The organism is Aeromonas sp. 25-248 (assembly GCF_053005425.1).
This window is the reverse complement of record NZ_JBRKTB010000002.1, coordinates 642,377-656,118: the sequence shown is the minus strand read 5'-3', so window position 1 is coordinate 656,118 and position 13,742 is coordinate 642,377. Positions and strand designations below refer to the sequence as shown.

Genomic DNA, 13,742 nt, shown 5'->3' with positions numbered 1-13,742 from the left:
TATGTCAGACCCGCTCTTCAACGATCCCCTTGCCCATTTTCGCCTGGAGCGCCACGGCCCGGTGATCGAGCTGGTGCTCGCCCGCCCGGCCCGCCACAACGCCCTTGATGCCGACCTGATGCAGGGGCTGCTCGACTGTCTCGACGAGCTGGCCCACGGCCAGCCGCTGGCCGACCGCCCCCACGTGCTGCTGCTGCGCGCCGAGGGGCCGCATTTTTGCGCGGGCGCCGATCTCGAGTGGATGCGCAAGATGGCCGGGGAAGCGTTCGACCCCCGCGCCTTTGACAAGAATCGCGAGGACGCCCGGGTGCTGGCCCACCTGATGCAGGCACTGGACGAGCTGCCCTTCCCCACGGTAGCCCTGGTGCAGGGGGCCGCCTACGGCGGAGCCTTAGGCCTTGTCTGCGCCTGCGACATCGTGCTGGCCAGCGAAAATGCCCGCTTCTGCCTCTCCGAGGTGACCCTGGGACTGGTGCCTGCGGTGATCAGCCCCTACGTGGTGCGCGCCATGGGGATGCGCCAGGCCCGCCGCTACATGCTGAGCGCAGAGCCTTTCGATGCCATCACCGCCTGCCGACTCAACGTGGTGCACAGGCTCAGCCAGCCTGATCAGTTGCTGGCGGAGGGACGCGCCATGGCCCTGCGGTTGTGTCGCAACGGCCCCCAGGCGATGAAGGAGACCAAGCGGCTGCTGGCCGCCCTCGAAGGGCGCCCAGGCCACCAGCACGAAGAGCAGACCGTCGAGACCATCGCCCGGGTACGGGTCGGTCTCGAGGCCCAGGAGGGGATCCAGGCCTTCTTCGACAAACGCCCCCCAACCTGGCGCCCCCGTTTCAAGGACGAAGCATGACTCAATACCACCTCATCAAGCACCTGCTGATCGCCAACTGTGGTCAATATAACGGGAGTGTGGATCAACACGCTTCGCACTTGTGCGCCTTGAACAACAGGGAGGCAGCATGACCCATCACACTCCCATCAAGCGCCTGCTGATCGCCAATCGCGGTGAAATCGCCGTGCGCATCATCAAGACCGCACGGCGCCTCGGCATTCACACCATCGCCCTCTACTCGGACGCCGACGCCCGCGCCATGCACGTGCGCGAAGCCGACGAGGCCTGGCATCTGGGGCCGGCCCCTGCCCGGGAGAGCTACCTCGACACCGGCAAGGTGCTCAAGATTGCCAAAGAGGCGAATGCCGACGCCATCCACCCGGGCTACGGTTTCCTGTCCGAGAACAGCGACTTTGCCACCGCCTGCGAACAGCGGGACGTGCGCTTTGTCGGCCCAAGCGGCGCCGCCATCCTCGCCATGGGGGACAAGTCGGGGGCCAAGGGGCTGATGCAGGCAGCCGGCGTACCCGTGCTACCCGGTTATCACGGCGCGGATCAGCACCCCGACTTTTTGCGCGATCAGGCGAGCCAGGTGGGCTTCCCGCTCCTTATCAAGGCGGCCAGTGGCGGCGGTGGCAAGGGGATGCGCCGGGTCGATCAGCTGGCCGACTTTGACGCGGCCCTGGCGGCGGTCAAGCGGGAGGCGAGTGCCGCCTTTGGCGACGACCATGTGCTGCTGGAGCGCTATCTCCCCCGCGCCCGTCACGTGGAGGTGCAGGTCTTTGCCGATGCCCTTGGCAACGCCATTTATCTGGGGGACAGGGACTGCTCCTTGCAGCGCCGCCACCAGAAGGTGATCGAGGAGGCCCCCGCCCCCGACATCTCCCCTGACCTGCGCCGCGCCATGGGCGAGGCGGCCGTGGCGGCGGCCAAGGCCATCGCCTATCGGGGGGTGGGCACCATCGAGTTTCTGCTCTGCGGGGAGGAGTTCTTCTTCATGGAGATGAACACCCGGTTGCAGGTGGAGCACCCGGTTACCGAAGCCATCACCGGCCAGGATCTGGTGGCCTGGCAGTTGGCGGTGGCCGAGGGCAAACCGCTGCCCCTCACCCAGGATGAGGTGGTGCTGCGTGGCCACGCGGTGGAGGCGCGCCTCTACGCCGAGGACGTGGCCGCCGGTTTCCTGCCCGCGAGCGGCCCCATCCACTGGCTCACCTGGCCCAAGGGGGTGCGCATCGACACCGGCGTCACCGCCGGCGATGAGGTGAGCCCCTATTACGACCCCATGATCGCCAAGCTCGTCGCCCACGCACCGAGCCGCAGCGAAGCCTTTGCCACCCTGGCCGATGCCCTGGCAGCCCTGGAGCTCGGCCCTCTGGTGCACAACGGCCCGCTCCTGCAGCGCCTGTGCGAAGCGCCAGAGGTGCTGGCGATGCGCCACCACACCCAGTGGCCCATCCCCACCGACACCCTGCCCGTTCCGGCGCTCGCCTGGCCCCTCGCCACCCTCTGGCTCGCCACTCGCGAGCGCGATGCCTCCCCCTGGCAGCAGGCCGCAGGCTTTCGGCTGGGCCCCACCCGCCGCTTTTGCGCCACGGTGCGCATCGGCGAGGAGACCCGCACCCTCACCCTCGCCGAGCGAGGGGGCGCCCTGCTCTGGCAGGGCGAGCAGATCCCGTTTGAACTCGGGTCAGATCAGATCCGCCTGTGCCAGGGTGGACATTGGCAGCGCTATCCGGTGCAGCCCCTCGGCGAGGGTGCCTATTTGCTGCACCTGGCGGGCAGACGCATCCGCTTCTCGCTCGATGATCAGCATCATCAACTGCACCATGATCACGAGGCAGGCGATGCCCCCGGCATCCTGGCCCCCATGCACGGCATCGTGGTGGCGTTGCAGGTCGAGGCCGGCCAGCCGGTCAGCAAGGGGCAACCCCTGCTGGTGCTGGAGGCAATGAAGATGGAGCACGTCCTCAAGGCTGACCGGGACGGGGTGATTGAGGCCCTGCAGTGCCGCCAGGGGGAACAGGTGAGCCAGGGCGCCGTGCTGGTGCGCTTTGCCGAGGACCATGCCGCGCAGGAGGAACACTCATGAGCCACACGCACGAGAACCGGGACGACAAGGTCAGCCTGGTGGAGATGGGGCCGCGGGATGGCCTGCAAAATGAGACCACCACCCTCTCCCTGGCGCAGCGGCTGGCGCTCATCGCCCGCCTGGCCGAGAGCGGGTTGCAGCGCATCGAGGTGGGGGCCTTCGTCTCCCCCAAAAAGGTGCCGCAGATGGCGGATTCCGCCGCACTGTTCAACGCCCTGCCGCGCAGGGGGCCGACCCGCTATGGCGCCCTGGTGCCCAATCTGCAGGGTCTGCAGGCCGCCATTGCCGCCCGCGCCGATGAGATAGGCCTCTTTACCGCCTGCTCCGACGGCTTTACCCGAGCCAACATCGGCATCAGCGTGGAGGAGTCCCTGGTGCGCTTCGCCCCCTTGGTGCAGGAAGCGCGCAGCCTCGGCATCAAGGTGCGCGGCTACCTCTCCACCGTCATCGCCTGCCCGTTCGACGGCCCGACCCGCCCGAAACGGGTCGCCGCCCTGGCCGAGCGGCTGCTGGATCTGGGCTGCCACGAGATATCCCTCGGCGACACCATCGGTGTCGGCACCCCGGGCACCGTGGCTCCCATGCTGGATGCGGTACTGCACGAGATCCCGGCGGGCCGGCTTGCGGTTCATTTTCACGACACCTATGGCCAGGGGCTGGCCAACCTGCTGCCGGCGCTCGAGCGCGGCATCCGCACCATCGACTGCTCGGTGGCCGGGCTCGGCGGCTGCCCCTATGCCCCCGGCGCCTCCGGCAATGTGGCGTCGGAAGAGGTGGTCTATCTGCTGCACGGCCTTGGCATGAGCACCGGCGTCGACCTCGACCAGCTGGCCGCCACCGGCCAGTGGGTGAGCGAGCTGCTGGGGCGCCCCAACGGCTCCCGGGTCGGCCAGGCCCTGCACGGGAGGGGACGGCGCCTCGCACAAGAGCGCGAGCAGCGCACCCCGGGAGGCCATCATGCATCATGACCCCGGCCCTTGCCGCGGGGCCAGGACCCCGCCAGCTCATCAGGAGGGCGCACCATGAGAGCCAGACACGCCAGTGGCAAGGAGAGGACCTACAGCATCTCGGAGCTGGCCCAGGAGTTCGACATCACCCCCCGCACCATCCGCTATTACGAGGACGAGGGGCTCATCACCCCGACCCGGGAGGGGCAGACCCGCATCTACAGCCACAAGGACAGGATCCGCCTGAAATTGACCCTGCGCGGCAAACGCCTCGGGTTCAGCCTGGCGGAGATCCGCGAGCTGTTCGACATGTACGACACCGACCGCTCCAGCCGGATGCAGCTTCACTCCATGATCCAGCTCATCGAAGCCAGACGCCACTCCCTGCGCCAGCAGCTGGAGGATATCCAGATGGTGATGGCCGAGCTCGATGCCGCCGAGCAGCGCTGCATCCACTCCCTCGGCGGCTTGAAAACCGACGGGGATTGACAGACTCTGGGGGTATCTCGCCCCCGGTATCCCGGTTTTCCAGTGGATATCCGCAGTGGCAGGCCCTGACCCGGCAACCCCCTTGTTCCCCACATCGCCCGTCACGGCATGCCGGACAGACTGGGCGGTTTGGGCAAGCGGCGAGGTGGGGCAAACGGGGAAAATCCGGCCTTGGTCGCACAATAATTCCCCAGCCCGGTCAGAGTGCGGCGCACCTCATGAGTCCTTCCCATGAACCGGGCACGATTAATTGCTACCATATGCGCATCAAATGGAGACCATCATGCTCAAGCCTCTGCCCGCTCGTCTGCTGCGCTATGCCCTCTATCTTCTCGCGCTCCTGCTCATCGGCATCACCATCCTGCTCTGGCAGGCGCCGACCCTCATCCAGCGCCATCTCCCCGGCTGGCTTGCCACCCATTACGGTCTGCACCTCTCCCTTGGCAAGATAGAGGTGGGGATCCGCTCCCCCTCCCTCGTGCTGGGGCCCAGCGCCCTGCTCGATGACCAGCAGCAAGCGCTGGTGTCGTTTGAAGAGCTGAAGCTCATTCCCGCCTTGAAAGCGAGCTGGCAGCAGCGCGCCCTGGTACTGGAAGAGGCCACCCTGACCGCCCCCAGGGCAGATCTGGTGCGCCTCGAGGATCTCAAGGGGGAGGCACGCTTCAACCTGACCGATGCACTGGCCTCTCTGCTCTCCCCTGCGCCGGAGCAAACACCGCCAGCCACCGCCGAGCCCGTGCTGGTGACCATCGGCAAGCTGTCCGTCGAGCAGGGCCGGCTCAGCTACCGGGACAGCCGCAAGCAGAGCAGCCCGGGGTGGGTGCCGCCCCTCACCCTGGACAAGCTCGCCCTGCACCTGCCCGGCTTTTCCACCGCAGAGGGGGTGCTCAACCCCTATCGCCTGAGCGCCACCGTCAACGAGAAGAGCCCCCTCAAGGCCGAAGGGGAATTCGACATGATGAGCGGCGCCGGCAAGGGCCACCTCAGCCTTGGCAAGGTGGCCATCGCCCCCTTCGCCCCCCTCTGGGCCCCCTATCTCAAGGCGACCCTCGCCAAAGGGGAGGCCAGCGCCGAGCTCGCCTATCGCCTCACCCAGGGCAAGCAGGGACTGGACTGGCAGTTGTCAAAGGGCAAGCTGACCCTGGCCAACTGGCAGCTCACACGCAATAAGGGGGAGGAATTTGCCCGCTTCAAGCAGTTGGCGCTGACCGGGATCCGCATCGATGGCAACAAGCAGCGCCTTGAGCTCGATGCCGCCACCCTCAAGAGCCCGGCCATCACCGCTGCCCTCGACCACCAGCAACAACTGGATCTCGCGGACCTGCTGATCCCCCAGAAGACCCCCAAGGTGGGCAAACAACCGGCCACCCCCGCCAAGCCCTGGCAATGGGCCCTCAAGCAGACCCGCATCGACCAGGGCAGCCTCACCCTGACCGAAGCCACCAGCGGCAAGCCCCTGAAACGGGCCATCTCCGCCCTCACCCTCACCCTGGGGCCCCTTGGCAGCCAGGCCGCCCAACCCAGCCCCCTCACCCTCAACGCAGCCCTCGACACCAGGACGACGGTGGCGTTTGACGGCACCCTGGGGCTGACCCCCTTCACCCTGAACGGCGCCATCCGCCAGCAGGGGCTGCCGCTGACCCTGGCCCAACCCTACCTGCAGGATCTGCTGCGTATCAGCGTGCGGGACGGCGAGCTTGCCAGCCGCACCAGGCTGGACCTGGCCACCGACCGCCAGGGGGCCATCAGCAAGCTGGAGATAAGCGGTGGGCTCGAGGTCGCCGGGCTCAACGTGCTGGATCGGGCCGACAACCAGCGCCTGCTCCAGATAGAGAATCTGCAACTGAGCGGCCTGCACTATGATGGCCTGAGCCAGCAACTGCGTATCGCCGACATCCTGCTCAGCAAACCCTATGCCCGCATCGAGATCAACGAAGAGGGGATCACCAACGTGCAGCAACTGCTGCTGCCGCAACCCGCTGCGAACGCCAGGGAGAGCGCCCCCGCCCCGCACATCGTCATCGATCAGATCCGTACCGCCCAGGGCAACCTGCGCTTCGCCGATCGCAGCCTGAGCCCGGAGTTCGTGGTGGACATCGCCTCCCTCGACGGCCAGAGCCGCCATATCAGCAACACCCCGGGGCAGCGCTCCGAGCTCGCCTTCAACGGCAAGGTGGACCGCTACGCCCCCGTCACCATCCGGGGGGGCGCCAACCTGCTCATCGAGGATCCCGTGCTGGACGTGGCCGTGGCCTTCAACAATCTGGAGCTCACCACCTTCACCCCCTACTCCAGCACCTATGCAGGCTATGCCATCGACAAGGGGCAGCTCTCCATGAAACTCAACTACAAGCTGCAGGGCAACCGGCTGGAAGGGGACAACGACATCACCATCAAGAAGCTGCAACTCGGGGAGAAGGTCAAGAGCGAGCAGGCCAAGGATCTGCCCCTCGGCCTCGCCATCGCCCTGCTGAGCGATTCGAACGGCGTCATCAAGATGAACCTCAAGGTGAAGGGCAATCTGGATCAGCCTGATTTCAGCCTGGGCAACATCTTCTGGGACGTGCTCGGCAATACCCTCGGCAAGGCCATCACCTCCCCCTTCTCCCTGCTTGCGTCCCTGACGGGGGGCACCAAGGATCTCGACGAGCTCCCCTTCCTGCCCGGCGATCCCGCCCTGACCCCGACCCAGCAGACCAAGCTGACCACCCTCGCCCAGGCCTTCAAGGAGAGGCCCAAGCTCAGCATGAACATCCGCGGCAAGGTCAACTTCAACGAAGAGCGCCCCATCCTCCAGCGCCAGAAGCTTGAGCGGCTGCTGGCCAAGACCACCGGCAGCCCGGTGGATTTGACGCTGCTGGAGCAGGATCCCGCCATGCAGTCCGCACTGGCAGAGGCTTATGAAGCCAAGTTCAATGAAGATCTCGGGGATCTGGCCGACCGCTTGCGACTCGATGAAGGGAGCGAGGCCCTGCGCGCCCAGGCGGTGCTCCTGCTGCGGGATCAGCAGCTCATCACCGCCAAGTCCCTGCGAAACCTCGCCATGCGCCGCGCCCAGAACACCAAGGAGTATCTGGTGGATACCCAGGGCATCGCGCCGGAGCGCCTCTTCGTGCTCGACAGCCAGGTAAAGGAGACCGACAAGGAAGCCAAGGTGGTGCTGACCCTGGACAACTGATCCGGCGCCCGCCCGATATCCCTCTTGTTTGCCCCGACGGCATATGGTCCGAGGGGCTCCCACCCCCGACCGGATAACGCCTTCCTGGCCATTTAAGGTGCCCACCGCCCAGGTACCGGGCGGCGCCAGTTGCTCGACCCTTTCGTCCCTTTCTTTCCCGCCGGGGCGAGCGGGCGGTTGCTGGCCCCGCGCTTTGCCCCTGTTGTTCCCTTTGTGCCTAGCGGAGGCGACATCATGGTGGAGCAGCCTTATCCCTCCTTGCCTGCCTGCTTGCCTGCCTGCTTGCCTGCTTCTTGCAGCGGGATGATCAGGATGGTGGCTCTCTACTTCTGGTAGCGTCTCTCCACGAGGGAATAAAGGAAGCGGATCCCTGTCCCTTGCTGAGTCTTTCACCGTGGCGGGCACGAGGTGGGCTCTCCTTATCCCTGGCTACCGGTCTGACCGATCAGAGGCAGGAGGCGACCTTGGCTGCTTGCCTCCCCTTCTCTAACCTCCCGCTGACCCCTGCCATCAGGATTTGTCTCTCGCTAGCCGTCCCGAACAATCCAGTTATCCGGCATGTCGGCATGTCGGCATGTCGGCATGTCGGCATGTCGGCATGTCGGCATGTCAAAATAGATGGCCCGATTAGATATACAGTGTCTAATCGGGCCAATCCTGAACACCCTCTCGCGCGCGCCACAGGGCCAACCCCGCGCCCCCTTCCATTTCGAAGCGTCTTCACTGGCCCCCGTTCTGCCGCACTTTCCATCTTGAGGCTCTCTGCCACAGAACGCCGCGCCCTTGGCCCAACCTCTTGCGTCTCGGCTTTTGTCACCTGGCTAGCCCATGACGCCATGCCTCCCGTCTTGACGCTTTTTCACCAGTACAACCGGTGCTGCCGTCTCTGCCATGTTGAAGCCTCCGGCCACAGGGCGATCCCTTGGCTCACCCTCTTGCGTCTTGGTTTTTGTCATCTGGGCCCATGGCCCATCCCGCCTCTGGCTTTCTGACAAGGGCAGCCTCTGAGCCCACCCGTTAATCTTGCGCCCCTTTCGCCCGTGGCAGTCAACACAGCGCGCCTGCGGGTTTCTCAGGCGCCCCGCCCTTGTGTAGGGAACACGGTGGCGAGCGCGGGGTTGACGAGAAAATGGGGAGCGCAACGGACACTGCGATGGCAAGCGATACGGGAGGTCCATGGGTCACAAACAGGAGGGAAACACTCTGGTCTGATGGCATATGAACTCATTTTTCAATCAAGCCGCCATGACGCGACCATCCGGGGCGCGTTTCCCTCACCAATCCCAGTCACCACCATCGTTGCCGACTTTCATGCCAAGGTGCCTTTTATACAAAATCGCAACGTTGAAAACGTTTTTCATTCACCACTCGTCTACCTGAATGGCACGAATGATTGGTCACTTAAACTTTCGTGTTCTTTTTTTACCATTTCTGTGTGTCCCCCCCTTGCCCGGGACCCTGAGCCTGCCTAAAATCGCGCGTCTTTTATCAACCCCACCTCTATTGTTGGAGAACACCACGTGAGCGAAAAATTGGCCAACCCTGCCCCTCTGGGTCTGATGGGTTTCGGTATGACCACCATTCTGCTGAACATCCATAACGCAGGTTTCTTCCCCATCAGCGCCATGATCCTGGCCATGGGTCTGTGCTATGGCGGTCTGGCCCAGATCATCGCCGGCATCATGGAGTACAAGCGTGGCAACACCTTCGGTGTCACCGCCTTCATCTCCTACGGCACCTTCTGGTGGAGCCTGGTGTTCCTGCTGGTGATGCCGACCATGGGTCTGGCCGAGGCCACTCCCCACGCCTACATGGGCTGGTACCTGCTGATGTGGGGCATGTTCACCCTGTTCATGCTGATCGGGACTGTCAACTTCCCCCGCGTGAAGCAGTTCGTGTTCGCCTCCCTGACCGTGCTGTTCTTCCTGCTGGCCGCCCGTGACTTCACCGGCAGCACCCTGATCGGCACCATCGCCGGTTTCGAAGGCATCATCTGCGGCGCCAGCGCCATCTACCTGGCCATGGCCACCGTGATCAACGAGCAGTTCGGTCGCACCGTGCTGCCCATCGGCGAGCAGAAGAAAGCCGCTCCCGTCGAGCTCAAAGCCGCTGCCTAAGCACCCGGCGACATCGCTGTCACGAAAAAGGCACCCTCGGGTGCCTTTTGTGTTTCTGCCGCCCGGACGCCGTGCCGGTCAGCCCTGCGCTCCGGGATCTCCCGCCAGCAACCGGGTGGCCGGGTAGCGGCCTGCGGGATCCTGGCCGTAGAAGCGGGCGAACTGGTCATAGACCGCGGGGTAGACGGCACGCAGACGCAACGGATCGGTGAAGAAGCTCTCGCTGCACACCGCGAAGAATTCGGCGGGATGCGAGGCAGCGTAGGGGTCTATCTCGGTCACCTCCTCTCTGGTCAACTGATCGTTCATCTCGTCAAACGCACCTTGTAGCGCCCGGGTCCATTGCTGGGGATCCATGCCCCGCGGCAAGGGCGGTGCACCGTCCGCATCCCCTCCCAGCATGTCGAGCTTGTGGGCAAGCTCATGGATCACCAGGTTGAATCCGTCCCAGTCACCGTCCTGCTGCAATTCGCTCCAGGCCAGCACCAGCGGCCCCTGGGGCCAGGATTCACCGGCGTTCTCCTCTTCAAATTCGCTCACCAGCCCGAACTCGTCCTGCACCTCCTGACGACGGGTCACGGGCTCGGGGATGATGATCACCTCGTGGAACCCTCGATACCAATCGAACCCCAGGTGCAGGATGGGCAGCACTGCCTGCAGGGCCAGCACCCCCTGCTGGCGGGGCGTCAGTTCCACCCCGATCTGGGTGAGGGTCTTGCGCGAGAGAAAATGGCGCGCCAGCTCCATCAGCTTCTGCGCCTCTTCTTCTTCAAGCCCCTGCAAGATGGGCACCGCCGCCAGCGCCTCGCGCCACTCCTGTTCTTCGGGGAGACGGGGCTCCCGGGGAGATGCACCACCCAATACCTCTTTCAACCTGGACCAGAACACACGGACTCCTCTTGCCAATCAGACAGCTTTCACAAAACGTTTCGGACGCTCGCAATACCCTTGCGCCAGATAAAATCGGTGCGCCCCTTCGCGCTTGAGGCTGCTGGAGAGCTCCAGCTGGCCGCACCCCAGGGCTGCCGCCCGCTGCTCTGCCGCCGCCAGCAGCAGGGCCCCGATGCCCCCACCCCTTGCACCCTCATCGACAACCAGCGCCGAGATCAGGCCCCAGGCTGGTGCAAGGTGCATGGGTTGCAAGTGGTGCCACACCAGCACCCCCACCGGGATCCCCTCGCACAGGGCCACCAGGACCTCCCGCGCCGGATCGGGCTGGGCCAGCCTGGCGCTGACCGCCCCGTCAGGGTTGGGGTAGCCCAGCTGGGCAAACAACCCCGTCAATCCGGCCCCATCCGCCTCCCCGGCGAGGCGAATGATGTATCTGTTTTCCCTTGTTGCCACTCCTGGCCTCCTATTTGCATTACCTCAATCAGCCCTCTGGGCATGGCAAAGCGGCAGATGATGGGTATGTACCGAATCTTGTCCAGTTCCATTCACCATTTGTTAATGTCAATTCACAAATTAACAAAGTCACAACACTTTTCACTAGGAAGGCCCTGAACAAACCGATATGTTAAATCCCGCGGACTAACCAGTCGAAAGTCCCGCACAATCCTGAGTGACCCCCTTGGTCACCGCATATTTCAATGTTAAGGGAGCGAGGCATATAGACCTCGCCAAGACAGCGCAACAAAGGAGTTGTTGTACATGAATGAGATCGTCAATGCCATCAATGGCGTGATTTGGAGCCCAGCGCTCATCTATCTGTGTCTGGGGGTAGGCCTCTACTTCTCCCTGCGCAGCCGTTTCCTGCAACTGCGTCATATCAAGGAAATGGTACGCCTGATGTTCGATGGCAAGAGTACGGATGCGGGCGTCTCCTCCTTCCAGGCCCTTGCCATGACCCTGGCCGGTCGCGTCGGTACCGGCAACATCGCCGGTGTGGCCACCGCCATCACCTTCGGCGGCCCGGGCGCCCTGTTCTGGATGTGGATGGTTGCCTTCCTCGGCGCCAGCTCCGCCTTCGTGGAGTCCACCCTGGGCCAGGTCTACAAGGAGAAGATCAACGGTGAATACCGCGGCGGTCCGGCCTTCTACATCGAGAAGGGGCTCGGCATGAAGTGGTACGCCTGGACCTTCGCCATCGCCACCATCTTCGCCTGCGGCGTGCTGCTGCCGGGCGTACAGGCGAACTCCATCGGCTCCAGCCTGCAGACCGCCTTTGCCATCGACCCCAACGTGACCGCCGCCGGTCTGGCGCTGCTGCTCGGTTTCATCATCTTCGGCGGCGTCAAGCGCATCGCCAACTTCGCCAGTACCGTGGTGCCCTTCATGGCGCTGGGTTACATCATCGTCGCCTGCGTCATCATCGCCCTGAACATCGGCCAGCTGCCGGGCGTGATCCTGCTCATCTGGAAGAGCGCCTTCGGGATGGACGCCGGCTTCGGCGCCATTCTGGGCTTGGCCATCATGTGGGGCGTCAAGCGCGGGGTCTACTCCAACGAAGCCGCCCAGGGCACGGGTCCGCACGCCTCCTCCGCCGCCGCGGTGAGCCACCCGGCCAAGCAGGGTCTGGTGCAGGCGTTCTCCGTCTACATCGACACCCTGTTCGTCTGCTCCGCCACCGGCTTCATGCTGCTCATCACCGGCCTGTACAACGTGCAGGGTCCGGACGGTGCCGCCCTCTACACCGGCATCGCCGGCGTGGCCGCCGGCCCAGGCTATGTGCAGACCGCCATGGAAAGCATGATGCCAGGCTTTGGCAACTACTTCGTCGCCATCGCCCTGTTCTTCTTCGCCTTCACCACCATCGTGGCCTACTACTACATCGCCGAAACCAACATCGCTTTTGTCAATCGCAAGATTAACCGCCCCTGGCTCACCTTCCTGCTCAAGCTGGCACTGATGGCATCCACCGTCTACGGCACCGTCAAGACCGCCGATCTGGCCTGGGGTCTGGGTGACATCGGCGTCGGCCTGATGGCCTGGCTCAACATCGGCGCCATTTTGATGCTGCAAAAGCCCGCCTTCGCCTGTCTGAAAGACTATGAGGCCCAGAAGGCAATGGGACTGGATCCCGTGTTCCACCCGGAAAAGCTCGGCATCAAGAACGCCGACTACTGGACCGGCCGCCGTTCCGAGCAAAACCTGGAGCAGGAGCAATCCGGTCACCCCTTCGAACCGGACCGTCAGTCCACCTGAACCGTTGACCCCTAAACAGATAACAAAATGGCAGCCTAGGCTGCCATTTTTATTTGTGCTCTCTTGAGAGTGAGCGCCGGTTCAGAGCGCGTTGCGGCGGGGTCCGAACGGCAGGCGCCAGCGAAACAGGCTGTTGAGGGTCGCCCGCCACTGGTTGGGACGCCCCAGGATCTGCCTCTGCAACCGGGTCTCTTCCTTGAGCATGGTCTCGTCACTGCGAGCCCAGGCCTGGGTGTAGAGCTGCTTGATCCCCGCCAGCGCATCCGGCGACTTGGTGATCAGGGTCCGGGCAAAGGCCCGCGCCTCTTCCAGGGGATCCGCGCACACCCGGCTCACCAGGCCGAGGGACTTGGCTTCGCTGGCTTCCAGCTCGCGCCCGCTCATGGCAAGCTCCATGGCAGTATCCATCCCCATCAGGTTGCGCAGGGTGACGCTGCCGCTCATGTCGGGGATGATGCCCCACTTGATCTCCATCACCGAGAAGCGGCAGTCCGGGGTGCTGAAGCGAAAATCGGCGCCGAGCGCTATCTGCAGGCCGCCGCCAAAACAGACCCCCTGGGTCACCGCAATCACGGGCACCGGCAACTGATGCCAGCCATAGGCCACCCGCTGGGCCAGGTTGGTCGCCTCGTCCGCCTCGCGCTTGAGGATCTCCAGCGCCGCCACCGGCTGTCTCAGCATGGATTTCACATCCAGCCCGGCGCAGAACGCCCGCCCCTCCCCGTGCAGGATCACGGCCCGCAACCCTTTTTGCCGGGATACCGCGTTCAGCGTCTCGTCGATGGCGTCGAACATGGCCCGATCCAGCGCGTTGAGCTTGTCCCCCCGGCAGAGCATCACCTCGGCAATCCCCTCCTGAAACACCCATTTGACCCTTGGCTTTTCCATCTCCGTCTTCGTCCTTTGATTCAACTGGTCATACCACAACGTTACCAGAGTGTTA

General features: G+C 64.3%; 10 protein-coding genes. 7 read left to right on the top strand and 3 right to left on the bottom strand.

Annotation, left to right across the window (positions count from 1 at the left end; genetic code table 11):
* The first annotated feature begins 1 nt into the window (after nt 1).
* The 6 genes from ACVDHI_RS06265 (at nt 2) to ACVDHI_RS06240 (ending at nt 9,655) form a co-directional block, all read left to right on the top strand.
* Nucleotides 2-850, top strand: a complete 849-nt coding sequence (locus ACVDHI_RS06265) for an enoyl-CoA hydratase-related protein (RefSeq protein WP_042878770.1) — start codon at nt 2-4, stop codon at nt 848-850.
* 109 nt (nt 851-959) lie between these two features.
* Nucleotides 960-2,924, top strand: a complete 1,965-nt coding sequence (locus ACVDHI_RS06260) for an acetyl/propionyl/methylcrotonyl-CoA carboxylase subunit alpha (protein ID WP_447211852.1) — start codon at nt 960-962, stop codon at nt 2,922-2,924.
* A complete protein-coding gene (locus ACVDHI_RS06255; protein WP_447211851.1) occupies nt 2,921-3,892 on the top strand; it encodes a hydroxymethylglutaryl-CoA lyase in 972 nt (323 codons plus the stop codon). The genes ACVDHI_RS06260 and ACVDHI_RS06255 overlap by 4 nt, the downstream gene beginning before the upstream one ends.
* 54 nt (nt 3,893-3,946) lie before the next feature.
* Nucleotides 3,947-4,360 (top strand): MerR family transcriptional regulator, encoded by a 414-nt coding sequence (locus ACVDHI_RS06250; protein WP_010674587.1) that lies wholly within the window; start codon nt 3,947-3,949, stop codon nt 4,358-4,360.
* Between the two features lie 271 nt (nt 4,361-4,631).
* Nucleotides 4,632-7,538, top strand: a complete 2,907-nt coding sequence (locus ACVDHI_RS06245) for a DUF748 domain-containing protein (protein ID WP_447211850.1) — start codon at nt 4,632-4,634, stop codon at nt 7,536-7,538.
* Between the two features lie 1,520 nt (nt 7,539-9,058).
* Complete coding sequence (locus tag ACVDHI_RS06240; protein WP_039039055.1) at nt 9,059-9,655, top strand: acetate uptake transporter; 597 nt, start codon at nt 9,059-9,061, stop codon at nt 9,653-9,655.
* Nucleotides 9,656-9,733: 78 nt separating this feature from the next.
* Here ACVDHI_RS06240 and ACVDHI_RS06235 read toward each other — a convergent pair whose 3' ends face one another.
* On the bottom strand, nt 9,734-10,543 hold the full coding sequence (locus ACVDHI_RS06235) for a M90 family metallopeptidase (RefSeq protein WP_069651179.1): 810 nt from the start codon (nt 10,541-10,543) through the stop codon (nt 9,734-9,736).
* Nucleotides 10,544-10,561: 18 nt separating this feature from the next.
* On the bottom strand, nt 10,562-10,975 hold the full coding sequence (locus tag ACVDHI_RS06230) for a GNAT family N-acetyltransferase (RefSeq protein WP_029314462.1): 414 nt from the start codon (nt 10,973-10,975) through the stop codon (nt 10,562-10,564).
* Between the two features lie 330 nt (nt 10,976-11,305).
* Here ACVDHI_RS06230 and ACVDHI_RS06225 point away from each other — a divergent pair, with 330 nt between their 5' ends.
* Nucleotides 11,306-12,799 (top strand): alanine/glycine:cation symporter family protein, encoded by a 1,494-nt coding sequence (locus tag ACVDHI_RS06225; RefSeq protein WP_041215253.1) that lies wholly within the window; start codon nt 11,306-11,308, stop codon nt 12,797-12,799.
* Between the two features lie 81 nt (nt 12,800-12,880).
* Here ACVDHI_RS06225 and ACVDHI_RS06220 read toward each other — a convergent pair whose 3' ends face one another.
* Nucleotides 12,881-13,687, bottom strand: coding sequence for a crotonase/enoyl-CoA hydratase family protein (locus ACVDHI_RS06220; protein WP_039039052.1), 807 nt, complete (start codon nt 13,685-13,687; stop codon nt 12,881-12,883).
* Nucleotides 13,688-13,742 lie beyond the last annotated feature (55 nt).

Coding starts and splice junctions, on each gene's coding strand:
- ACVDHI_RS06255 (WP_447211851.1), top strand. CDS start 2,921: ATGAGCCACACGCACGAGAACCGGGACGACAAGGTCAGCCTGGTGGAG.
- ACVDHI_RS06245 (WP_447211850.1), top strand. CDS start 4,632: ATGGAGACCATCATGCTCAAGCCTCTGCCCGCTCGTCTGCTGCGCTAT.
- ACVDHI_RS06250 (WP_010674587.1), top strand. CDS start 3,947: ATGAGAGCCAGACACGCCAGTGGCAAGGAGAGGACCTACAGCATCTCG.
- ACVDHI_RS06265 (WP_042878770.1), top strand. CDS start 2: ATGTCAGACCCGCTCTTCAACGATCCCCTTGCCCATTTTCGCCTGGAG.
- ACVDHI_RS06220 (WP_039039052.1), bottom strand. CDS start 13,687: ATGGAAAAGCCAAGGGTCAAATGGGTGTTTCAGGAGGGGATTGCCGAG.
- ACVDHI_RS06225 (WP_041215253.1), top strand. CDS start 11,306: ATGAATGAGATCGTCAATGCCATCAATGGCGTGATTTGGAGCCCAGCG.
- ACVDHI_RS06260 (WP_447211852.1), top strand. CDS start 960: ATGACCCATCACACTCCCATCAAGCGCCTGCTGATCGCCAATCGCGGT.